The organism is Furfurilactobacillus milii, assembly GCF_009863985.1.
In the GTDB taxonomy this organism is placed as follows: Bacteria; Bacillota; Bacilli; order Lactobacillales; family Lactobacillaceae; genus Furfurilactobacillus; species Furfurilactobacillus milii_A.
Genome location: NZ_WEZT01000005.1, coordinates 429,872 through 452,894, shown reverse-complemented (window position 1 = coordinate 452,894; position 23,023 = coordinate 429,872). Strand labels below are relative to the sequence as shown.

Below are 23,023 nucleotides of genomic sequence, written 5' to 3'. Positions count from 1 at the left end.
AGCACTTGAGCTTATTAATCAACGACCATTAAAAATCCATCATCAACAGACTGCCATTGAAAGTTTCCGGGCTTGTTCGGATTAAACTTGTAATTTGCCTTTTTGAAAAAGTTTGCCTTATAGTTGCTCGAAGGGGGTAAAGTAGTAACAGTTAGTTAGTTACCTTCAATCGGCTGACCGAAGTTTTAAGAACTTGAACATGAAAGAAGCGAATCCTTTTTGAAAAATATTGATCAACAACAATACGTTGGTGAACGGCCATTATTCAATGCCGCTAATTTAAATATTACCAACACAACTTTTGCAGACGGGGAATCACCACTTAAAGAGGGCCATCACCTGACGCTAGAACACGATACGTTTGAATGGAAATATCCACTTTGGTACTGTACGGATGTCAGCGCAGTAAACACGACACTACTGGAAACGGCACGTTCAGGCATTTGGTATACGCACAACATTGATATGAAACAGTGTTTAATTGAGGCACCGAAAACATTTCGTCGTGCCAGTGGCATTCACTTGACCAATGTGCAGATGCCAATTGCTCAGGAAACATTGTGGAGCTGTGATGACATTACTTTGGACCATGTATCCGCTAAGGGCGATTATTTTGGCATGAACAGTCAAAACATCGTTGCCCATGATTTTCAATTGTCCGGTAATTATTCGTTTGACGGTGGACGGAATATTGAAATTCACAACGCCACGATGCTATCAAAGGACGCCTTCTGGAATTGCGAAAACGTAACCGTTTATGATTCCACCATCATTGGTGAATATCTAGGTTGGAATTCAAAGAACATTACGTTTATTAATTGTCGGATCGAAAGTGAGCAGGGTCTTTGTTACATGGATAATTTGGTTATGAAGAATTGTTCACTGATCAAAACCAACCTAGCATTCGAATATTCATCTGTTCACGCCGATATCATGACTAAAATTGACAGTGTCAAAAATCCTGTTAGCGGTGAAATTACAGCACCAGCTATTGGTGAGATTATTTTGCAGGAGGACCAAATCGATCCTAGCAAGACAACAATTACGGAAACTGGGGTGACAGTGAAATGACGTACGACTTTACAACGGTTCCTAATCGACGTCACACGAATTCAGTAAAATGGGATGTGGCCGACAATGAGTTACCGATGTGGGTAGCTGACATGGATTTTCAAACGGCACCAGAAATCAAGGCAACGTTAGCCGATAAGGTTGCTAAGGGGATTTTTGGCTATTCCATCATTCCAGACAACTACTATCAGGTAGTGGCAGACTGGTGGCGTAAACGTCATGGATTTGCTGTGCAAACGGACTGGATTTTATTCTGTAGCGGGGTTGTGCCAGCCATTTCGTCAACTGTTCGGCGGATGACGAATCCAGGTGAACAGGTTTTAGTCCAAGCACCTGTTTACAACATTTTCTATAATTCGATTATTAATAATGGTCGGCGTCAGATTTCCAGTGATTTGGTCTATGAAAACGGTCAGTATCATATTGATTTCGATGATTTGGAAGCCAAGTTGGCAGATCCATTAACGACGATGATGATTCTCTGTAATCCAGCTAACCCTGTTGGCAAAGTGTGGTCGCGGGAAACTTTGCAGCAGATTGGTGAATTGTGCTTGAAACACCATGTGCTAGTATTGTCGGATGAAATTCATTGTGATATTGTCACGGATCCAACTGTTCAGTACACACCGTTTGCATCGATCAGTAGCGATTTGGCCAACAATAGTATTACTTGTGTATCACCGACAAAGACGTTTAATTTGGCGGGTGTTCAAACATCGAGCATGATTATTCCTAATCCGGCCATTCGCGAACGGATTGATCGAGGCATTAATAACGATGAGATTGCTGAACCAAATATTTTTGCGATCGATGCTGCGGTCGCGGCCTTCACTAAGGGTGAACCGTGGTTAAATGAACTGTTAAAGCAATTAGCCGCGAACAAACGGTCAGTGACGACCTTTTTGAGTAATGAACTGCCAGAGGTAACAGTTGCCAGTGGTGCAGCGACTTACCTCATGTGGTTAGACGTATCCGCTGTTACCAATGATTCGGTGGCACTTTGTCACTTTATTCGCCAAAAAACGGGATTATTCTTGTCTGATGGTGTGGAATATGGTGGCGATGGCAATTTATTTGTCCGGATGAATGTGGCTTGCCCTGACGCCGAACTACAAGATGGCTTAGGACGTTTGAAACGCGGTATTAAAGCCTTTTTAGCTCAAAAATAAATAAACGTGTTGCCATTAGATAGTTGCGATTATCTGAGTGTTTCTTGAAAAAAGTGGTTGACACTAAATTTATTTCGCTGTATCTTGAATTCAACGTTAAGAAAACATTAGATAAACATTAAGCGTTGAAGAGAAGAGTAATCGCTCGACAGTTGATAAAGAGAACCCGGTTGGTGAGAAAGGGACAACGACACAGCGATGAAGATGAGCTCTGAGCGATTCAGTTGGTTCACGCCGACCGAACGGTTGCAACCGTTAACTTGCCGGGTATCAACAGGTACCGTCGAGGCATCATTTGTGAAAATGATGTAAATAAGGGTGGTAACACGGTTAAATCCGTCCCTGATTGTCAGAAGTGACAGTTAGGGACGGATTTTTTTGTTTATCAATGTTTTTTAATTAAAAATGCCGCATACAGCGACAACATCTTTCAGGAGGCTTTTGAATATGAGTGAAGCAATTTCTTTTTCTAAACGGACCAAGTCACCATTTCGGTATGATATTGTCGGCAGTTTCTTACGACCAGAAACCTTGAAGCAAGCGCGGGCACAATTTGCTGCAGGAAAAATTGATCGTGCTGCATTGACGGCAGTTGAAGACACCGAAATCATTAAATTAATCAAACAGGAGGAAGCTGCTGGCCTCAAGGCGGTCACAGATGGTGAATTCCGTCGGAGCTGGTGGCACCTCGACTTTTTCTGGGGCTTTCAAGGCATCTCGTATAAAGTCCCTGAGCATGGTTATTTCTTCCACGGTGAAGAAACGCGTAAAGCAACCGTTACGGTAACCGATAAAATTGATGGGCACAACCATCCGTTTGTGGATCATTTTAAATTTACTCAGGCTCATGTCAGCAAGGGTGTTCAGGTCAAGCAAACTTTGCCGGCACCAGCGCAATTGTTGGTTGAATTATTGAGCCCAACTAATTTGCCCGAGGTTCGGAAGATATATCCGACTGATGACGCACTATTCGCTGATATTACTAAGGCTTATAAACAAGTTATTAATGATTTGTATGACGCTGGTGCACGCACCATTCAATTGGATGACTGTACTTGGGGAATGTTGGTGGCAACACTGCCAAAGGACTTTATTAATGGTCTGGCGGGCGGTGAACCAACAACTGACGACGAACTAAAACAATTATATTTAAACATTAACAATTCTGTGATTGACGGATTGCCTACTGACCTAACTGTCAATACCCACATTTGCCGTGGTAACTATCACTCAACCTGGGCTGCCGCTGGTGGTTACGACAAAGTTGCAGATCCATTGTTTAATCAGGAACATGTTAATGCCTATTATTTGGAATATGATTCAGACCGCTCAGGTAGTTTTGATCCATTGGCAAAGGTTAGCGATAACAAATTGGTTGTGCTGGGATTATTAACATCGAAAGATGGTAAGCTCGAAGATCGGCAAACGGTTATTGATCGTATTCATGAAGCCGCAAAGTTTGTCCCGTTGGACCGTTTATGTTTGAGCACACAATGTGGTTTTGCTTCAACAGAAGAGGGCAACATTTTAACGCCAGATGATCAGTGGGCTAAGATTGCGTTAGCTAAATCGATTGCCGAAGAAGTTTGGGGCGTCGATGAAAAGTAGGCCAGACAACTGGTGAGTTTTAAACGGATTTATCAAAATAGTTATGAATGAGGGTAATCTATATCAAACATTCTAAAAAAATTCTAGTGGCTGTCGCCATTGCGGCGGGACTGGTATTAGGATTAGGAACATCGACCGGTGCTAGTGCAAGCAGTGTGACCGTTGGGACACAGGGAACAGATGCTCAAATTTGGCGGCACATTGCTAAATCATCAGCGGCTAAACAAGCGCACCTCACAATTCACGTTAAAGAAGTAACGGATAGTGTTCAGTTAAATCAGGCTACTGGCGATGGGACGATTCCAGTCAATGCATTTCAGTCATTTAGCTATATGCAGGCTTATAATAAGGAAAATCCGACGAAGAAGTTAACGGCAGTTGGTACGACCTATCTAGAACCATTGGGATTGTATTCGAAGAAGATTAAGCATTTAAAACAGTTACCAAAAGGGGCAACCATTGGCATTCCGGAGGATCCAGCTAATTTAACTCGTGGCCTGAAGCTGTTAAAAACGGCTGGATTAATTACGTTGAAGCCTAATTTCAATGCACTTGGTAATGTGAGCGGCATTAAGAGTAATCCACGTCAATTAAAGTTTCGACAAATTGATGGTTCGACTGGACCACGGGTTTTATCAGATGTTGATGCTGTCTTAATGTCCAATACAGTCGCACAAGATGGCGGTTTGAACGTTCTTAAGGACTCATTGGTACATGAAAAGGTCAACCGTGAAACGAACCAAGATGTTAACATTTTGGCAGCCGGTGATAAGTACCGGAATAATAAATCCGTTAAAAAGTTGATTAAGCTCTATCGTAATAAGGGCATTCAGCGTTATATTAAGAATGAATTCCATGGCACGAAGGTTGAAGTTATTAAACCGATTAGTGCACTAAAAAAATAAGGGAGTCGAGTAGATTATGGCAAAAGTAGAAAGTTTTACATTGGATCACACGAAGGTTAAGGCACCATATGTTCGTTTGATTACAGTTGAAAATGGACCTAAAGGGGATGCCATTTCCAACTATGACTTACGTTTGGTACAACCTAACACTAATGCGATTCCAACTGCCGGCTTACATACCATTGAACATTTATTAGCTGGTTTGTTACGTGACCGCATGGACGGTGTTATCGACTGTTCACCATTCGGTTGCCGGACTGGTTTCCATTTAATTATGTGGGGTGAACACTCTACAACAGAAGTTGCCAAGGCATTGAAGAGCTCATTAGAAGAAATCCGTGACACGATTGAATGGAAGGACGTTCAAGGCACTGACAAGTACAGTTGTGGGAACTACCGTGACCACTCTTTGTTCTCAGCCAAGGAATGGTGCAAGACTATTTTGGATCAAGGCATCAGCGACGAACCATTTGAACGTCACGTGATCTAAATGTTGTCTGTTCTGACTGACGCTTGCGGTTGTCAAAGATGAATGCCGCCGTGGGACCGGTTCAAGCCTTCTGAAGTTCGAAGTCTTTCACATCGTTGACAAGCCTCGTGGAGTGCCGAGTCTTTTCAACCGTCCTGTGTTGTAAATCCGGCAAAAAACGCCTGATTAACAACACGTTCACGGCTTACATTCATCTTTGACGCCCTCCAGCTCAGGGTGTGTGAAAACATTTGAAAAATCGTCGAAACTTGATAAAAGTTTTCGGCGATTTTTTTGTGGTGTTGGTTCCTCAATTTTTAGTCCAAACGTCCAAATCAGTAATGACAGATTGAGGGCGCTATGCTACACTATAAAAGTTGGTTCAATGCGGGTGTAGTTTAGTGGTAAAATTCAAGCTTCCCAAGCTTGTGTCGCGAGTTCGATTCTCGTCACCCGCTTAAATAATATTTAAAAAGCGCTTAATGATAAGCGCTTTTTTTGTACAATTTTTCTGAAAAGCGTTGTGATATTTGGTTAATTTATTGGGATTGCTTGCTTAATCTAGGTTGAATTAAACGTTTTGTTTGAAGATTTTGATGTTTATTATTTCACCTTTGTCATTTTTTTCAAAATGCACCTGATAGCTTTTATCAATTATTTCTGAATAATAGCTTGAATCTTCATCGGAAATTGTAGAAGCTTTTGAAGCATCGTCCTCCATAAAGTCGTGAACATGTTCATTAATGGCATGAGCGTCTAATTTGGGATCCAAGGGTAGATCAGAAAAATCTTCTTTTACTACATTGATTGACATATCACTGTTAACACCATAAGTTACATAATCTAAACTTTTATCCTTATACGCTCCATCTGATAAGTTTTCACCTTTAGCAGTTAATTGACCATAGACTTTGTTGTCAGAACCTTTGTCTGAGTTGTTTTCGGATGATGAACCGTTTGTGACAGAGTGGGGATCGTTCTGATTTGATTCGTCGTTTTCGTTACTTGAAGAATTGGTCGAGCTTTCTGCATCATCTTCGGAGTCATCATCAGTTTGTGCTTCATCTTTAGGATTCGACCAGTTATCTTCTTGTGAAGAACTCGTCTTGGACGGAGATGAACTAAGTCCCGATGCATTAAAAAATATTATTACGAATAGGGCTAACAATATTGTGGTGAGTTCAATTAGCTTTAACGACTTCTTTTTGAACCATAAAATGATCCAAAGAATTATTGCGATAAAAAGGAAAATGACAGAGAGCAACAGCAGAAAGGCAAATACGTCGTTCATTATCGTAGACTCCAATAAAATTCAGCTTTTTATGTCGTCAGTATTTGGACTTGAGTTTATATGAGGCATTGAAAACTATTATGAGAAAAGATAGGAGGATGATTGAAATGATATGAAAACTTGCATAGTACGTCAATGACAATTATTAATAGGTTAAACAACAGCTTTTCAAAATTTACTTTTTACTAAAATGATAATCTAAGAAAATAATTGAATTGTTAAAAAATCCCCGTCTGCAATGTGATTTAAATGCAGCCAGGGTCAGTGTGCGATAATCCCTCTGTGGTTGTCAGATGAAATAATATAATTCATCTGATAGTTACGGAGGGATTTTTCGTATGCCCAGAACTAAACATACAGCTCCAGAAAAGCTGGCCATTCTAACTGAATATCAGCAATCTGCTTTATCCATGAAAGCCACGGCCAAACAATACAATATTGACGCCAGCACACTTAAGCGCTGGCGTGATAAATACAAACGTGATGGTTTAGAAGGATTGAAAGAAACCCACAAGAACAACCATTACTCTAAGCAACTTAAACAAATGGCTGTGCAGTCTTATCTAGCGGGCGACGGAACTTTACAATCACTAACAATGAAGTTTGATTTGCGTTCAGCGAAGCAACTGCAGGACTGGGTTTCACTGTATAATGGGGAAAAACCTTTAACGGCCTCGCCGTTTAGAAAGCAGGTCCCCACTATGAGCCGCAAAACGACATTTGATGAACGGATTGAAATCGTTGAATATGTGACTAAAGATAACCATTCATACACCGAAGCGGCTGCTCACTTTGGCGTGAGCTATCAACAAGCCCGTTCTTGGGTGCTCAAGGTAAAGGCCGGTGGTTATGAGGCTTTGGTTGATAATCGCGGACATCATAAGGAACTTAGTGAATTAACAGACCTAGATAAAGCCAACCGGCGGATTCGCGAGTTAGAAGACCAGCTAAAAGATCAAGAACTGAAGGATGCATTCGTAAAAAAATTGCTGGAACTTCAGCACAAGGGGTGAATGAACAACATCGGCTGGCCTACCGTGCAATCAAGGAAGTCAGCCACCAGCATCACGGTGCCATCACAAAACTCTTAGCAATTCTTGGAGTTAGTCGACAGGCATACAACAAGAGTTTTAAACGTGTTGAAACACAGTGGGAAAAACATGATAAAGTACTTAAGCAACGCGTCCAGTATTGGTTTGATTTTCATTACCAAGGGATCGGCGCTGGCAACTTATTGATTAACCTCGAACAAGATGAACAGATCACCTTTGCGGTGACCCCAAAGCAAGTTCGTCGTGTGATGCGAGCGCTGAATATTCGATGTCAGATACGGACAAAGAAACATAATCGAATTAAGCAGTCAGAGCAATATACGCAGGATAATCTTCTTGATCAGGAGTTTACCGTTGAGCAACCCAACCAGGTTTGGTTATCTGATTCAACAGAAGTCACTTATGGTGTCAACGGTGAGCATAAAGTGAGATTTAGTGGCGTGTTAGCTCTGTATGGACGTCGTTTGATGGCTTATCACCTAAGTCCGACAGAGACCAGTAAAGCTGAAATTGCGGTTTTCCAACGCGCGTTTGATGCCGTTGGTGAAGAAGTTCATCCGATGATTCACACTGATCGTGGTTCTGCATACACATCCAATGAATTCAATGACTTCCTGGTACCATTCAAAGTCACCAGAAGCATGTCGCGACCAGGCACACCGTACGATAACGCACCAATGGAGCGATGGTGGAACGAGTTCAAACTACGCTGGTTAGCACGTCACGCACGTCCTAAAACGTATGAGGAACTGCTTCAATTAATCGAAGCAGGTATCGAGTACTTCAATCACCAGAATCGTTCGGCGCAAAGAAACGGCCTCACTCCAGATGAATACTGGAATGAAGCCGCTTAGAGAATACCAAAACTTTATATTATTTCATCTGTCAACTTGACAGGGCACAGTGCAGTGAAAGGATTACTTATTTATTTTTGATTTTTCATACAACGATTCACGCTGCGTAAAATAATAGTAAGCACAGATACCAACGTATATCGCTATGGTCAGTACTGTGACAATGATATTAGTGGAGAAAAGAATACCAAAGAAAACGAGTACTAATGCAATTAAAGAAAAGTACGATGTCCATGGGTACAAGCTGACGTGGTAGGTAGTGTCATCAAATTTATAGCGACGACTGCGGATATGGCCCAGACAAAGCAGAATCCATATTACTAAAATTGTATAACTAATTGAGCCGACTAAATAATCAAACAATGTATTACCAATAAAGTAGGTAAGCAGTACACCGGCAAATAAAGATAATGAACACATGAGGACGGCCATGTAAGGGACAAAATGTTTATTCAACCGGGTTAAGGCAGTTGTAACCTTCGTTTGACGTTTGTTGCGTTGGTTTTGAACGAATAAGAGTCGTGATGCTGAGTAAATACCAGAATTGATGGAGGAAATCAACGCTAGAATAATCACGAAGTTAACGATGTCGGAGGCAAACGGAATGTTTAATAACCGGAACACTGAGACAAATGGACTGACTTTATCCGTTAATTGGTCCCATGGAAATAGAGTGACGATGATGAAAAAAGGAATTAGATAGAATGAAATGATCCGGAACATGATGCCGTGAACTGCGTGCGGGATGACTTTTTGTGGATCCTTCACTTCGCCTAATGTAATTCCGATTAATTCTGAGCCGGCAAATGAATAAATTACGATCAACATAGCGCTTAGAAAGCCAAAAGCACCATGAGGGAAGAAGCCACCGTGAACGGTTAAATTAACAAATGCATGGTTAGTGGTCATCATGTTTCGAGCAATTAGGAAGATACCAGCGAAGATGAAGAAAATAATAACCGCAATTTTCATAATGGCTAGCCAGTATTCCGTTTCGGCAAACCAGCGGACTGAAAGTAGATTAATGCCAGAAATGACGACCGCAATGACTAAAACAATTAGCCAGGTAGGAACGGTTGGAAACCAGATTTGAATAAAACTGGCCGCGGCCACGGCTTCAGCTGTTAAATCCACAAACCACATCGTAAAGTAGGCCCAGTCCACTAGATAAGCCGCAAAGGGACCAAGAATTGGTTGTAGCAAACCTGAAAAGCCGGTGGCGGATGGATTATTTGCGGCCATTTCAGCCATGCCTTGCATGATAAATAGCAGAATTAAACCACCAAGCAGGTAACATAAAATAACCGAAGGGCCGGCAGTATGGACGGCGTTGGCACTGCCTTTAAACAGACCAGCACCGATAGCACCACCTAATGCCAGCATCGTAATATGGCGGCTTGTTAATGATCGTTGCAGATGCGCGTTGTCGTTGCTTTTGGTTTCGTTTGTCATTGCAAACTCCTTTTCTCTATATCTGACTGTTTTGATTTTTAAAATGAAAAATAAAAACGTCCTTTGAATCAACATGGATTCAAAGGACGTTTACACGTGGTACCACCTTTGTTCGAGCAACAGGCAATTTGTCTGTTGCTCCTTACTGCACACGAATATGCAGTTTACGATAACGGGTAACACCGGTATTTCTCATAAAAAATACGCTCTAATGGGTCTTTAGTTAATCAGTCAACACACCGTTCCAGCCGTTGGTGCTCTCTTTAGATCACTAATTAACGCATCCACCACATCAGTTCAGCAGAAAAATTAAGTTAAAAACATATTAAACGACAATGAGAAACATGTCAAACGAAATTTATAAGATGACTACCCCAAAACTTGTTACCCAATGTGCCAACAGGCTTTTCTTTAGCAAAACCAATGGTTTCATGATACCAGCGAATAAAAATGCCAATTATGGTTTTAACACTGTGACATGGCGAATATCGTCAAGACGCAGAAAACCATTCTCTTCAATATACACACTGACATCGTCGTAGCCCTTCACATGACCGATGATGTCAGCGGAGAGCTTACCCTCACTATTGTGGGCGTAACATTGGATGCTGACACGATAAATATTGGCATATGCTGTGGCCAGCAGTTGACTTATTTCGGTCATAGATTGTAGTGGCTTGGGTTCAAAGTGACGCTGCTTTTCTTCTGCTTCTTTGTTTAAAGCACTTGTGTGATCTGATAAATAATAACCTTGCCACTTCAGCATGCCACGATCGACATAATGGTTATCGAAAAAGTCTTGCACAATTTTAGGATCGTAATCAGGATACCTTTCATCACTCATCCCAATGCTTCTTTCTTTGGATGATCCGTTGTGATTTTGGCCAATGCTGACCAGTAAAACCTTCAAACTGAATGCTCAATTGGGTGTGCTTTTGAATATCTTCAACAAGCTCCTCAAGATACGTTAAATCATAAATGGTGACAGTATGTAAGGGGACAGATTTCTCTCGATGAGCTTTTTTTAGACTGTCAAAGAAAAAATTATACGTTTTGTCATAGGGATCATCGACAATCTGTAGCCAATAGCGGGTATTGTACTGCCGTAGAAATAGCTCATCGATGCGTTGGCAAATTAAATCTAAATCTTTATTCATATGCATTTCCTCCGTTATGTCCACCTACCAGTGAGGCACGGTTAATAGCTGTACCGCCGTGAATAATACTTCGAGCAAAAACGATGGCACGAAAACCGTAACGGTCACGAATAGCATCAACAATGGCTTCAAAGCGGGCATTTTTAATTTGTCGTTGAGGGTCTGAAAATAAGTCAAGTTGCTGACCAGTATTAGGAGATAATCGTGAAGTATAAACAGCAATGTTACGAATAGTTTGACCCTGCCAGTGGTTGCGAAACATATTGGTTAGGTGGCTCACAATGATTTTGTTGCTGTCAGTTGGATCAATGCGGATCGATTGATGGAAACCACCTCGGCCATCTTGTTCGCTAGCAGCATAGGAAAAGCCAATGGAGAGGGAAAGACAGCCAGCTAATTTGTGATGGTGGCGCAAACGAGCCGTAACTTGTTCGCCAATCTCTTTAATAACTGTTTCAATTTCAAATTGATCATTATAATCACGTGGTAATACTTGTGAATTTCCTAGACTAGCTTCACGAACTTTGACACGTTTACGTATTTGGCTACGATCAATGCCCCATGCTAAAGCAAATAATTGGGCGCCAATAATTCCCATTTCAGCGGTCAAATCGTAGGGATCATGGTGAGCCAAATCGTTCATCGTGTGAATTCCCATTCGTTCTAAATGAGCGGCTGTTCGATGGCCGATACTCCAGACAGAGTCCAGCTGAGAAATCGTCCAGATTTGACTTGGAACAGTATCGTAGCGGATTTCACCGATTAAATCTTGGGCGTGTTTAGCGTATACGTCCAAAGCAATTTTAGCTTGCACAGGATTTTCACCGATACCAATTGTGACGTACAGGCCTAACTCTCTACGAATTGTGTGTTGAATGAGCTTGGCAACTTCTCGCGGTTGTTGTCCAAATAATTTATAAGAATGAGTCATGTCTAAGATGGATTCATCAATTGAATAGGGCCATAAATCTTCATCTGCAACAAAACGGCGAAAAATATCGTTAATTTGCAAATTCTTTTTAATATATAAATTCATTCGTGGCGGCACAACAATGAGTTTTTCGTCCTGGGGCAAGTCACGCTGGCGAGACACATTAGCTGTGAGATGGTACTTCTGCTTAGCATCAGGTGAAGTCGCCAGAATGAGACCACCATTGGTGTTTTTTTGTTCACTCATAACAACCAGTAATTCTTTTAGGGGATTGAGACCGCGTTGGACGGCCTCGACACTGGCATAGAAGGACTTGTTATCAATAAGAAAGTAAACGCCGTGTGGTTCCTTTGAAGCATCGTAATCATAGGGCATTAAGATCACCTCGAACATCCGTTTGCTATGAATAAATAATACAAACAAGCGTTCGCAACGTCAAGCGAAACTTTATGCTTTTTTAGCGCGATTGTGTACTAAGACACACTCTTATTAAATTGTAATTAAACCCATTACAGTTTAGACTCTGATAATCCCATTTTTAAGGGAGATTAAGCTCATAATGAGGAATGTGAAAATAAATGTTTGTGAAAATTTATTGCCATTAATTGCTAAGAAAGCCTTTTAAAAACTATAATGAAAGCGAATTCAAAGATAGTGAATAATCATTAATCCGCTTGGAGGTAAATAGTATGGCATATCAAACAGTTAATCCCTATACAAACGAAGTTGTTAAAACATATCCTGATGCAACCAGTGATCAAATCGAATCTGCGTTGGCAAGTGGCGATAAGCTTTATCATGAATGGCGACACACCGATATTCAGTCCCGTGCAGAGATCTTACATCGGATTGCAGATTTAATGCGTAAGCACGAAGATAGTTTGGCTAAAACAATGGTTATTGATATGGGAAAGCTCTTAAAGGAAGCTAAGGGTGAAGTTGAGTTATGTGCGATTATCGCGGATTACTTTGCTGATCATGGCGCTGACATGCTCAAGCCAACCCCAATTAAATCTGGCGCTGGTGATGCGTGGGTAGAAAAACACGCGACTGGGGTTGTCTTGATGGTTGAACCATGGAACTTTCCTTACTACCAAATTATGCGTGTCTTTGCGCCAAACTTTATCGTGGGTAACCCGATGATTTTAAAGCATGCCGCTAACACACCCGGGTCAGCAGTAGCATTTGAACAGCTCGTTAAAGAAGCGGGAGCCCCTGAGGGTAGTCTGATCAACCTATTCTTGAATTATGATCAAGTTGGTACTGTGATTGCAGATCCTCGTGTCCAAGGTGTTGCGTTGACTGGTTCTGAGCGCGGTGGTCGCGCTGTTGCAGCCGCGGCTGGTGAAAACTTGAAGAAATCGACGATGGAACTTGGTGGGATGGATTCATTCATCGTATTACCAGATGCCAACCTGGACGAGGTCATGAAAGTCACCCGTCAGGTTCGTTTGTACAATGCAGGGCAGGTTTGTACCTCATCTAAGCGATTCATTGTTGCAGAAAATTTGTACGACGAATTTTTGAAACGATTGGGGCAGGAGTTTGCCAGCGTAAAGCCTGGTGATCCGCTTGACGATGCTACGACATTGGCACCAATGTCATCTGCTAAAGCTAAACACAAATTGCAACAGCAAGTCGATGAAGCAATTGAAAATGGGGCAAACTTGTATCAAGGTAATCAACCAATCGATTTACCTGGGCAATTCTTTGAACCGACGATCTTGACAGATATTAAACCAGACAATCCAGCTTATTCTACGGAAATGTTTGGGCCAGTAGCACAAGTTTACAGAGTGGCTACTGAACAAGAGGCGATTGATTTGGCCAACGATTCACAGTTTGGACTTGGCGGTATTGTGTTTGCTGGCAGCAAAGAGCATGGCGCTAAGGTGGCTAGTCAAGTTGAAACGGGGATGGAATTTGTCAATACGTTCATGTACACATTGCCTGAATTGCCATTTGGTGGTGTGAAGAAGTCCGGTTATGGACGTGAAATGAGTACGTTAGGCCTCGAGGCATTTGTTAATGAAGAATTGATTGTAGCTAAAGATCATCCTGAACTGGATAATTTAGCCGGTGCCTTATTCTAAAAATTAAATTGATTAATGAAACAGGTTCGTTTGAGACAGGTGATTGCCTGAATCAAACGAACCTGTTTTAAGTTACATAGATTAACGAGATGAATCTTTAAAGTTAGGGTAGCCATATAAAAATATGAAAAGTGTTGAAAAAACATCAAAATAGCCTATTGTTAAAGGTGATTGAAAAAAGATGAAAAAAGGCACACTGATTACTTGCAGATTCCAATCAGTGTGCTAATATATAAATGCATGTTAGAATGATTCTAAACAGAGAGAACGTACCAATCTTCATTTATTATAAATGGTGATTCTGGTATTGAAAAGGGGCAATCACGTGGAAACGACACAACCGCAAAAAAGTAAAAAAGGTGCATCGCTTGCCCAGCGGATAAACATCATGCGGGCGAGCGTCATGGGTGCCAACGATGGTATTTTGTCCGTTGCCGGTATCGTTATTGGGGTAGCTGGTGCAACCAATAGTCCTCGGGCAATTTTCCTAGCAGGGATTGCTGGTATGCTGGCTGGTACAATCTCAATGGCAATGGGGGAATGGGTCTCCGTTAGTACGCAACGTGATTCTGAAAAGCGTGCGATTCAACGTGAGACAAGCGCAGTGGACAATCACGTGGATACAGAAATTGATTTTATTAAAGATAAGTATATGGCACAGGGTATTTCGGAACAGTTATCCAATCGCGCTGCTCATGAAATGATGTCTGGCGATCCGCTATATACTGGTGTACGTGAACGTTATGGGTTTGATCCAAAGGTTAAAACTAGTGCCATTGGTGCAGCGATTGCTTCTATGATTTCATTTCCGACAGGATCAATTTTACCGCTGGTCGCCATTACGTTCTTTCCAGCAAGAATTCGGGTGTTGGCAACCGTAATTTCTGTGATTATTGCATTATCAATTACGGGTTATATCGCTGCCTCATTGGGACACGCCAACCGTGGCAAGGCAACCATGAGAAACGTCATTTCAGGCTTATTAACCATGGCGGTCACATATGCCATCGGACTATTATTTGCCCATTAGTCATGTGTTGAAGAATGGCGTTTGAAGAGATAGAGAAAAGAGGTAGTGTTTTATGCAAGTAAGTCCAACTAAACCAAAGAAACGAACTAAAATGACCATGGCTGAGCGTTTAAATACGTTACGTGCCGGTGTTTTGGGATCAAACGATGGTATTTTAACCGTTGTCGGGGTGTTATTTTCTGTTGCCGTCGCAACGACGAATCAATTTACAATTTTCATTGCCGGATTGTCCGATTTATTAGCTTGTGCTTTTTCTATGGCATCTGGCGAATATGCCTCAGTTAGTTCACAAAAAGATACTGAGCGGGCTGCGGTTGCACAGGAAAGTGAATTGTTAAAGACGCAACCTGATCAAGAAGCTGCGATTGTTCGTGATTACTACGTTAGCCGGGGTGTCACCAAACAAACGGCGCAGGAAATCACTGACGAATTGATGACAAAAAATCCGCTGGGGACGCTGGCACGAATTAAGTATGACCTTGAACTAGGGCATTACATGAATCCATGGAACGCCGCTTTTTCCTCACTGATTGCCGCATCGACGGGTGGAATTTTCCCATTATTTGCCATGACTTTTTCACCGGTCAGCATCCAGTGGCCAATGACCATCTTGGCCGTTACACTATCAGTTGCCTTGACTGGTTATTTAAGTGCCAAACTTGGTGATGGTTTGACTAAGACGGCGATTATTAGAAACGTGATTGTCGGGTTGATTACGATGTTTATTCACTACCGTGTTGGGTTACTGCTCTAATTGAATTAGTTAGATCTCGAAAACTGTTATGGCTTTCGGGATTTTTTTATGATTGCAAAATGAAAGTTAGAACAGAGGTGACTTACGCCTACGGTTGGCAACATTGATACGCTCGCCGTGGGACCGGTTCAAGCCGCCTGGAACCAGCGTCTTTCACCTCGCCACAAAGCCTCGTGGGGAGCCGAGTCTTTGCGACCGTCCGTAACTTAAATTCGAGCAAACCACTCGAATTTAAGTTACCTTCACGGTTTGGTATCAATATTGCCGCCCTCCAGCTGAAGTTGTGGCAAGCTGTCTGTCATGTTCATCCGATAGTAACTATCAGAAAGCTTAATCGTTGATTATAATTGTTTACTATAGAAGTGAAGCTGACCTGAAACAGAGTTCCGTGTCGGAAACACTTGGCTGCGGGAATTTAGCCGCTTAGTGTTGCGGGATGACTTATGAGACGTGTACTTCGGCTCATAATCAAGGTAGAAGACTCCGGGCTTCAGGAGGCTGAGACCGATTCCCATGGAACGGCGTTTCGGGTCAGCGTAACGGCATGAAGGTTGTCTCCAAAAAAATTACTAGCGGTTTAATGGTTTTACACGTATGTGAGTTGTTTAGGCCACTTCAAACTTTCACTATTTTGCGGTAAAACTAGTGGTAATATAGTTAACAAATTTAACGTTAGGAAGTGGCCCAGCATGTTACAAGACGCGTTATTAGTGATCGATGCTCAAAAGGGAATGGTCAATGCAGCCAATTACGAACAAGTCATTAATCAAATTAATGATCGAATCGATGCCTATCGTGCGGAAAATAAACCACTATTATTCATTCAACATACGGATGATGAACTTGTTTATGGTTCTGACCCGTGGATGTTGGCACCGCAACTACATCGTCAACAAACGGATCAAGTCATGTTGAAGTACCATTCAGATTCTTTTTATGAAACAGGGTTGGCATCATTGTTGCATCATCGGGCCGTTCGATTTGTTGAAATCTGCGGTTTTCAAACGGAATATTGTGTTGATACCGCTATGCGAGTTGGTCATGACCAAGGCTTCGATATGTCAATTATGCAAGGATTGTCTTCGACGATGGCCAGTAATGGGTTGACAGCTGCTCAAATCATTAAGCATCATGAACAAATTTGGCAAGGGACGTTTGGCCACGTAATGCCGAATCCGACAGTCCAATCTGAATCAACGACTGAAGGTGCGGCGCATTAATGAAAATTTATTTATGTGGATCAGTTGGTAGTGGTAAGTCAACAATTGCTCGAAAATTGGCTAGTCAGACCGGGTGGCCCGCGTGGTCACTGGATGATATTACCTGGGTTCGTGGACCAGTTGCTCAAAAACGGCCAGAAGCAGAACGAATTGCAAGGGTGAATGAAATCTGCCAACGACAGGATTTTATCATTGAAGGCGCTCAACTAGGTTGGATTGGCAAGACGACAATATTTGAGCGTGCAGACTTATGTATATTACTCGAACCGAGTATCAAAAAAGTTCGTTGGCAGATTGACTCACGTTTTGTAAAGCAGTTGTTGCATTTAGAACACGCAGACTATCAGCCGACTTGGCAAGGATTAAAAGATATGCATCGGTGGCAGCGCCAATATAACCAAAATGATCGGCAAAAGGTTCGTTTGCTCATTGCTCAGGCCGCAAAAACGCCAACAATTTGCGCTAATTTTGTGGAAGTGCAACAGGCAGTTTTACGTTTTTCAGAAAAGGGTGGTCAGGAACATGTGGATAAAAGAATTTAAGGCGTTAACAACACGGGAATTATTTGAAATTTATCGTGCACGAACGGATGTCTTTGTCGTTGAACAAGCTTGTGCTTATCCCGAAGTGGACACCGTAGACTTAACTGCCCAGCATGTATTTTCAACAGCTGCAGACGGGCAGGTACAGGCGTACTGTCGAATTTACCGTGATGAGTCGCAAACAGACCATTGGCATATTGGACGCGTTCTGGTTGTTAAGACGGCTCGTGGTCACGGTGTAGCCCGTGAATTGGTCCAAACGGCGATTGACTGGATTAAAAAGCAACCGGAGGCCAAGGTTATTGATATTGAGGCACAAGTTTATTTATCTGCCTTTTATCAACAAATGGGATTTGAAATTATGAGTAAACCGTTTGATGATTTTGGTATTGCGCATCAGGAAATGTCACAAGCTTTAGTAAATTAATTGACTTATAGACTGGCTATGCCAGCAGGGCAGTAAAACGCGGTTTCGCTCAAGCAAATAATATTGTGTTTCACAGCCGTAGTTGGTATAATAGCTTGCGTTCACGTTTGAAGAAGTAGTCTGTATTGGTATTGTTAAGCGAGTCGCGTTGGTGGAAGGCGATCAAGAGAGCAGACGAAGCGTGTCAAACGGTTAAAGTTAAATATTAAATGAGTGGATTGGGTAATTACCTGATCAAAAAGAGTGGTACCGCGGAAAATCGCCTCTTACATACACATGTAAGGGACGTTTTTTTGTTTTTTAACACGACATTTAGAATTTGAACCATGAAAGGGAGATTTAATGAATAATCGCGAACAAGTTGCGCAAGCCATCAGTGAAGCGTTAGATGGTCAATTAACAGCTGAGGATATTGTTGTCAAAATTGAACAGCCGAAAACTTCTGACCTTGGTGACCTAGCATTTCCAACGTTTGTATTAGCCAAGACACTCCATAAAGCACCTAATTTAATTGCCGCTGATTTGGCAGATAAAATTGACCAAACGGTCTTTGAAAAGGTTCAGGCGGTTGGCCCTTATGTTAACTTCTTCCTAAAGAAGGGCAACTTTGCTGCAACTACGTTGGCTGCCATCTTAACTGATAAGGATCAATACGGTGCTCAAAACCTTGGTAATGGTGGTAATGTGCCCATCGACATGTCGTCACCGAACATTGCTAAACCAATGTCGATGGGTCACTTGCGGTCCACAGTGATTGGTAATGCGATTGCCAATATTTTATCTAAAACTGGGTATCATCCAATTAAGATCAACCATTTAGGTGACTGGGGTACACAGTTTGGTAAGCTAATGCAAGCCTACAAAATGTGGGGAACTGAAGCCGAAGTGAAGGCGGATCCCATCAATAAGTTGCTTGAATACTACGTTCGTTTCCATAAAGAAGCAAAAGAGCATCCGGAAATGGACGAAGACGCCCGTGAATGGTTTAAAAAGCTTGAAGATGGTGATGAAGAAGCAACTCGCCTATGGAAGTGGTTCCGTTCAGAATCACTTAAATCCTTTATGCGGATTTATGATGAATTAGGCGTGAAGTTTGATTCTTACAATGGTGAAGCTTTCTACAACGACAAGATGGACGAAGTTGTCCAGATTCTTGAAGATAAGCATCTTTTGCATGAAAGTAAGGGTGCGGAAGTTGTTGATCTGGACAAGTACGACTTAAACCCAGCGTTAATTAAAAAATCAGATGGTGCAACGTTGTACATTACACGTGATTTGGCTGCTGCTATTTATCGGAAACGTGAATACAAGTTTGTCCAGTCGCTTTACGTTGTGGGTGCGGAACAAGTTAACCATTTCAAACAATTAAAGGCAGTGTTGACGGAAATGGGCTTTGACTGGGCCGACCAGATTCACCACATTCCGTTTGGTCTCATTACCTTGAATGGTCAAAAATTATCCACGCGTTCTGGGCGGGTTGTTCTACTGGAAGATGTGTTAAAAGATTCCATTGATTTGGCCATGAAGCAAATTGAAGCGAAGAACCCATCATTAGCTAACAAGACTGAGGTTGCTCATGAAGTTGGTGTGGGTGCCGTAATTTTCCACGACTTGAAGAATGAACGGTTAAATAGTTTCGACTTTAATCTTGAAGAAGTAGTTCGTTTTGAAGGTGACACTGGTCCCTACGTTCAATATGCACGTGCGCGGGCCGAAAGTATGTTACGGAAAGCCAACAAGACGACGTTTGATTTGGATGACATCAGCATTGACGATCCAGCAGCTTGGAATACGATTAAGGCGTTGAGCGAGTTTGGTGATGTTATCAAACGGGCGGCTACAGAGTATGAACCATCTGTCGTGGCAAAATACGCGATAAATTTGGCGCGTGAATTTAACAAGTACTACGCTAACTCGAAAGTCTTAGTTGAAGATGATGGCTTAAACGCTCGTCTAGCACTTGTTAAGAGTGTCAGCATCGTGTTGAAGGAAAGCTTGCGGTTGCTTGGCGTTGAATCACCAGACGAAATGTAGGGCGGTGGTCACGCATGCAAAAGCAACAACGGCAAGCGGCCATTGTAAAGTTGATTGAATCAGCTAATATTACTAACCAAGATGCGCTGCAAAAAGCGTTGGTTGCACAGAATGTGCACGTAACACTGGCCACACTCTCACGTGATTTGAAAGAACTGCATATTGTCAAGGAACCTAATGCGGAAGGACACGCAGTCTATCGAGCTTTAAAAACGACTAGTAGTGTGTCGAATAATCGCTTTGAACAACGCTTCGGTGAAGTGGTGATTGACTTTACTCAAGTTGAGTTTATGAATGTTGTTAAGACGACGCCTAGTGATGGTAACGCATTAGCGGCGTTGATTGATGACATGGATGACGATGCTATAACGGGCACGTTGGCGGGTCATGATACGATATTAGTTATCAGCCCTAACCGTGAGGCAGCGAACACTTTGCATGACCGGTGGGCAGCGTATCAGCATTAAAAGCAGGATGTTAGGTAATTAAAGCTTTCTTAGTTGTAAGCTAAATTAAAGGTGATGTTTGAGAACGTTTTGCGACGTTTTTGAACATCACCTTTTTATCATCCATGCGGATAAAATGCGTGTTTATCGGGTTACATTCATAAACGGACTAATAAAAATTGTTAAAACTGCCGATTTCAACGCTGACGCCACGGTTTAGTGTGGTACGATACACTGGATTAATTTAGACAGAAGGGTACAAATTTATGAAGCGCAATCAGCATCCGGATTCCGGTCAGTCTTGGCGGGATTCCGCCTTTATGCAGGGCCTAAAACAATTTAAAAACTCTGCATTTATGCAGTGGTTAGGACGTTTGTGGCATGCCATGTGGCGTCACATTCGCCATTTCTGGCGTCGCTTTCAACTCACCCGTTGGGTTATTGTGGCTATCTTAAGCGTTATTTTCGTGATGAGCGCTTACTTTACATTCGAGGCAAAGACGGCCCACGTGGGTAATTTAAAAGCAGCATTGTCGCAGCCAACGGTAATTTACGACCGGAAGAGTCAAAAAGCCGGGGAGCTGTACTCACAAAAAGGGACTTATGTTTCATTAGATAAGATTTCCCCTAACATTCAAAACGCGGTGTTATCAACAGAAGATCGCAATTTTTATCACGAACACGGGTATTCGATTAAAGGGTTGGCACGGGCCTTCTTTCTGTTAGCTCGAAATAAGCTCCTTCACCGAGATTATATTAGTGGTGGTGGATCAACGTTAACTCAACAATTGGTTAAGAACGCTTATCTGTCACAAGAACAAACGGTGACACGTAAGGCACGAGAAATCTTCTTGTCTATTGAAGTTGAAAATGTTTATTCCAAACAGGACATTTTGGCAATGTATCTCAACAATGCTTATTTCGGACATGGTGTTTGGGGCGTTGAGGATGCATCTGAGCGATATTTTGGTAAGCATGCGACTCAGTTAACTGTTCCGGAATCGGCGGTATTGGCGGGGATGTTAACGTCGCCCAGCGGTTATAATCCGGTAGATCAGCCGGCCGCCTCGAAAGCGCGGCGAAACGTTGTGCTCGGCTTGATGGCAGACAACAAAAAGATTTCATCGGCTGACGCGGCTGCCTATCAAAAAACAGCCTTAGTGACGACGGATAATTATGCGCCGGATAGTTCTTACCGGTACCCTTATTTCTTTGATGCAGTGATTGATGAGGCCATTTCTAAATATGGCCTAACAGAAGCTGACATCATGAACCATGGGTACAAGATCTATACAACCTTGGATCAAACGCAGCAAACAACCATGCAGAACTTGTTTAAGAACTCTGCTAACTTCCCAGCTAACGCTAGCGATGGCACAATGGTTCAGGCAGCAAGTATTGCAATGGATCCTGATAATGGGGGCGTGTCTGCCGTTATGGGAGGCCGTGGTGAACACGTCTTCCGTGGCTTTAACCGAGCAACACAATCATTGCGTTCACCAGGCTCAACGATAAAGCCATTTGCTGTTTATACGCCGGCACTTCAAAATGGTTACTATTATGATTCTGAGTTGCAGGATAAGAAACAATCCTATGGCGCTAATCATTATTCACCAAGTAACTATGGCGATACTTATCGTGGTGAGGTGCCAATGTATCAAGCGCTTCAGAACAGTTACAATGCGCCAGCGGTTTGGCTGTTGAACAAGATTGGTGTTCAAAAGGGTTATGACTCTGTTCAACGATTTGGAATTAACTTGGATAAATCCGATAATAATCTGGCAATGGTGCTTGGTGGTATTAAGAAAGGTGTGTCACCTGAGACGATGGCACAAGCGTTCACGACGTTTGCCAACGGTGGTAAGTTAACTCAGGCTCACTTTATTACTAAGATTGTGGATGCTTCCGGAAAAGTCATCGTAGATAATGACTACGATCAGCCAAAACGGATTATCAGCAAGAATGTCGCTAACGAAATGACCAGTATGATGTTGGGGACATTTACCCATGGTACCGGTGTCTACGCCAAACCAGCGGGTTATCAAGTGGCTGGGAAGACCGGTACCACTGAAGCAGACGGTGTTGGCGACACTACTGGAACGACAGATATGTGGGTTGACGGCTACACGCCGGACTTAGTCATGGTTAACTGGGAAGGTTTCGACCAGACTAATAAGGGGAACCATCTAGATGTTCCCCAGGGGTTAGCTGTTAGTCAGCTCTACAAGGCCGAAATGACGAGCATGTTGCCGAATACCAAACAAACGGCGTTTACCGTTAAAGATGCCAATACGTTGGCAGCAACTGAAAGTTCAGCGGAAAGTGGCAACGTTTGGGATGAGGTGCAACAAGGCGCTGGTAAAGTCGGCAAATCAATTGGTAAGGGCGCCGATTCGTTGCTTCAAAAAGCTGGCGATCTTTGGAACCAGTTCACCGGTGTTCTAGGACGTTAAACGATAAGGCACTGACTGATTGAAAATTTGATGAGATTTTCAAAGCGAACAGCTGTTTCCTTTTG

At 42.4% G+C, this 23,023-nt stretch carries 21 protein-coding genes and 1 tRNA gene; 17 read left to right on the top strand and 5 right to left on the bottom strand.

From position 1 onward, the window contains the following. Positions 1-219: 219 nt before the first annotated feature. From GB992_RS05035 to GB992_RS05010, 6 genes are all read left to right on the top strand, one after another. The gene (locus GB992_RS05035) at positions 220-1,071 is read left to right on the top strand and encodes a DUF3737 family protein (protein WP_161001477.1); all 852 of its coding nucleotides are present in this window, start codon (positions 220-222) and stop codon (positions 1,069-1,071) included. Next, a complete protein-coding gene (locus tag GB992_RS05030; protein ID WP_161001476.1) occupies positions 1,068-2,240 on the top strand; it encodes a MalY/PatB family protein in 1,173 nt (390 codons plus the stop codon). The genes GB992_RS05035 and GB992_RS05030 overlap by 4 nt, the downstream gene beginning before the upstream one ends. Positions 2,241-2,687: 447 nt before the next feature. Beyond that, entirely contained in the window at positions 2,688-3,848 is a 1,161-nt protein-coding gene (locus tag GB992_RS05025) for a 5-methyltetrahydropteroyltriglutamate--homocysteine S-methyltransferase (RefSeq protein WP_161001475.1), read from the top strand. Between the two features lie 47 nt (positions 3,849-3,895). Further along, positions 3,896-4,753, top strand: coding sequence for a MetQ/NlpA family ABC transporter substrate-binding protein (locus GB992_RS05020; RefSeq protein ID WP_162855618.1), 858 nt, complete (start codon positions 3,896-3,898; stop codon positions 4,751-4,753). A gap of 16 nt (positions 4,754-4,769) precedes the next feature. After that, on the top strand, positions 4,770-5,243 hold the full coding sequence (locus GB992_RS05015; protein ID WP_017261651.1) for an S-ribosylhomocysteine lyase: 474 nt from the start codon (positions 4,770-4,772) through the stop codon (positions 5,241-5,243). A gap of 366 nt (positions 5,244-5,609) precedes the next feature. Further along, positions 5,610-5,680 (top strand) — tRNA-Gly (locus tag GB992_RS05010). A gap of 113 nt (positions 5,681-5,793) precedes the next feature. Here GB992_RS05010 and GB992_RS05005 read toward each other — a convergent pair. Further along, on the bottom strand, positions 5,794-6,513 hold the full coding sequence (locus GB992_RS05005; protein ID WP_161001474.1) for a hypothetical protein: 720 nt from the start codon (positions 6,511-6,513) through the stop codon (positions 5,794-5,796). Positions 6,514-6,851: 338 nt separating this feature from the next. Here GB992_RS05005 and GB992_RS05000 point away from each other — a divergent pair, with 338 nt between their 5' ends. Beyond that, positions 6,852-7,526 carry a helix-turn-helix domain-containing protein gene (locus tag GB992_RS05000; RefSeq protein WP_161001473.1) on the top strand — a complete coding sequence of 225 codons (675 nt, stop codon included), beginning with the start codon at positions 6,852-6,854 and terminating at the stop codon, positions 7,524-7,526. After that, positions 7,487-8,419, top strand: a complete 933-nt coding sequence (locus tag GB992_RS04995; protein ID WP_161001535.1) for an IS3 family transposase — start codon at positions 7,487-7,489, stop codon at positions 8,417-8,419. Before GB992_RS05000 ends, GB992_RS04995 begins: the two co-directional genes overlap by 40 nt. Before the next feature lie 63 nt (positions 8,420-8,482). Here the strand turns inward: GB992_RS04995 and GB992_RS04990 are convergent, their stop codons facing one another. The 4 genes from GB992_RS04990 to GB992_RS04975 all read right to left on the bottom strand — a co-directional run bounded on the left by GB992_RS04990 (position 8,483) and on the right by GB992_RS04975 (position 12,334). Beyond that, positions 8,483-9,871 (bottom strand): amino acid permease, encoded by a 1,389-nt coding sequence (locus GB992_RS04990; protein WP_161001472.1) that lies wholly within the window; start codon positions 9,869-9,871, stop codon positions 8,483-8,485. A gap of 457 nt (positions 9,872-10,328) precedes the next feature. Then, a complete protein-coding gene (locus GB992_RS04985; protein WP_161001471.1) occupies positions 10,329-10,715 on the bottom strand; it encodes a hypothetical protein in 387 nt (128 codons plus the stop codon). Further along, complete coding sequence (locus GB992_RS04980; protein ID WP_161001470.1) at positions 10,708-11,028, bottom strand: acetyl-CoA carboxylase; 321 nt, start codon at positions 11,026-11,028, stop codon at positions 10,708-10,710. The genes GB992_RS04985 and GB992_RS04980 overlap by 8 nt, the downstream gene beginning before the upstream one ends. Further along, complete coding sequence (locus tag GB992_RS04975; RefSeq protein WP_161001469.1) at positions 11,021-12,334, bottom strand: Y-family DNA polymerase; 1,314 nt, start codon at positions 12,332-12,334, stop codon at positions 11,021-11,023. The genes GB992_RS04980 and GB992_RS04975 overlap by 8 nt, the downstream gene beginning before the upstream one ends. Before the next feature lie 314 nt (positions 12,335-12,648). Here GB992_RS04975 and GB992_RS04970 point away from each other — a divergent pair, with 314 nt between their 5' ends. From GB992_RS04970 to GB992_RS04930, 9 genes are all read left to right on the top strand, one after another. Next, positions 12,649-14,052: an NAD-dependent succinate-semialdehyde dehydrogenase gene (locus GB992_RS04970; RefSeq protein WP_161001468.1), complete on the top strand. Its 1,404-nt coding sequence runs from the start codon at positions 12,649-12,651 to the stop codon at positions 14,050-14,052. A 388-nt stretch (positions 14,053-14,440) separates the two neighbouring features. Further along, positions 14,441-15,082, top strand: a complete 642-nt coding sequence (locus tag GB992_RS04965) for a VIT1/CCC1 transporter family protein (protein WP_236402451.1) — start codon at positions 14,441-14,443, stop codon at positions 15,080-15,082. A gap of 52 nt (positions 15,083-15,134) precedes the next feature. After that, the gene (locus tag GB992_RS04960; RefSeq protein ID WP_161001466.1) at positions 15,135-15,836 is read left to right on the top strand and encodes a VIT1/CCC1 transporter family protein; all 702 of its coding nucleotides are present in this window, start codon (positions 15,135-15,137) and stop codon (positions 15,834-15,836) included. Between the two features lie 689 nt (positions 15,837-16,525). Continuing rightward, the gene (locus tag GB992_RS04955; RefSeq protein WP_161001465.1) at positions 16,526-17,056 is read left to right on the top strand and encodes an isochorismatase family protein; all 531 of its coding nucleotides are present in this window, start codon (positions 16,526-16,528) and stop codon (positions 17,054-17,056) included. Then, positions 17,056-17,598 carry a P-loop NTPase family protein gene (locus tag GB992_RS04950; protein WP_161001464.1) on the top strand — a complete coding sequence of 181 codons (543 nt, stop codon included), beginning with the start codon at positions 17,056-17,058 and terminating at the stop codon, positions 17,596-17,598. The genes GB992_RS04955 and GB992_RS04950 overlap by 1 nt, the downstream gene beginning before the upstream one ends. Next, positions 17,579-18,025, top strand: coding sequence for a GNAT family N-acetyltransferase (locus GB992_RS04945; RefSeq protein ID WP_162855617.1), 447 nt, complete (start codon positions 17,579-17,581; stop codon positions 18,023-18,025). Before GB992_RS04950 ends, GB992_RS04945 begins: the two co-directional genes overlap by 20 nt. A gap of 342 nt (positions 18,026-18,367) precedes the next feature. After that, positions 18,368-20,059, top strand: a complete 1,692-nt coding sequence (gene argS / locus GB992_RS04940; RefSeq protein ID WP_161001462.1) for an arginine--tRNA ligase — start codon at positions 18,368-18,370, stop codon at positions 20,057-20,059. 14 nt (positions 20,060-20,073) lie between these two features. Then, positions 20,074-20,526 carry an arginine repressor gene (locus tag GB992_RS04935; protein ID WP_161001461.1) on the top strand — a complete coding sequence of 151 codons (453 nt, stop codon included), beginning with the start codon at positions 20,074-20,076 and terminating at the stop codon, positions 20,524-20,526. Between the two features lie 299 nt (positions 20,527-20,825). Then, positions 20,826-22,958: a PBP1A family penicillin-binding protein gene (locus GB992_RS04930; protein ID WP_431188828.1), complete on the top strand. Its 2,133-nt coding sequence runs from the start codon at positions 20,826-20,828 to the stop codon at positions 22,956-22,958. Positions 22,959-23,023 lie beyond the last annotated feature (65 nt).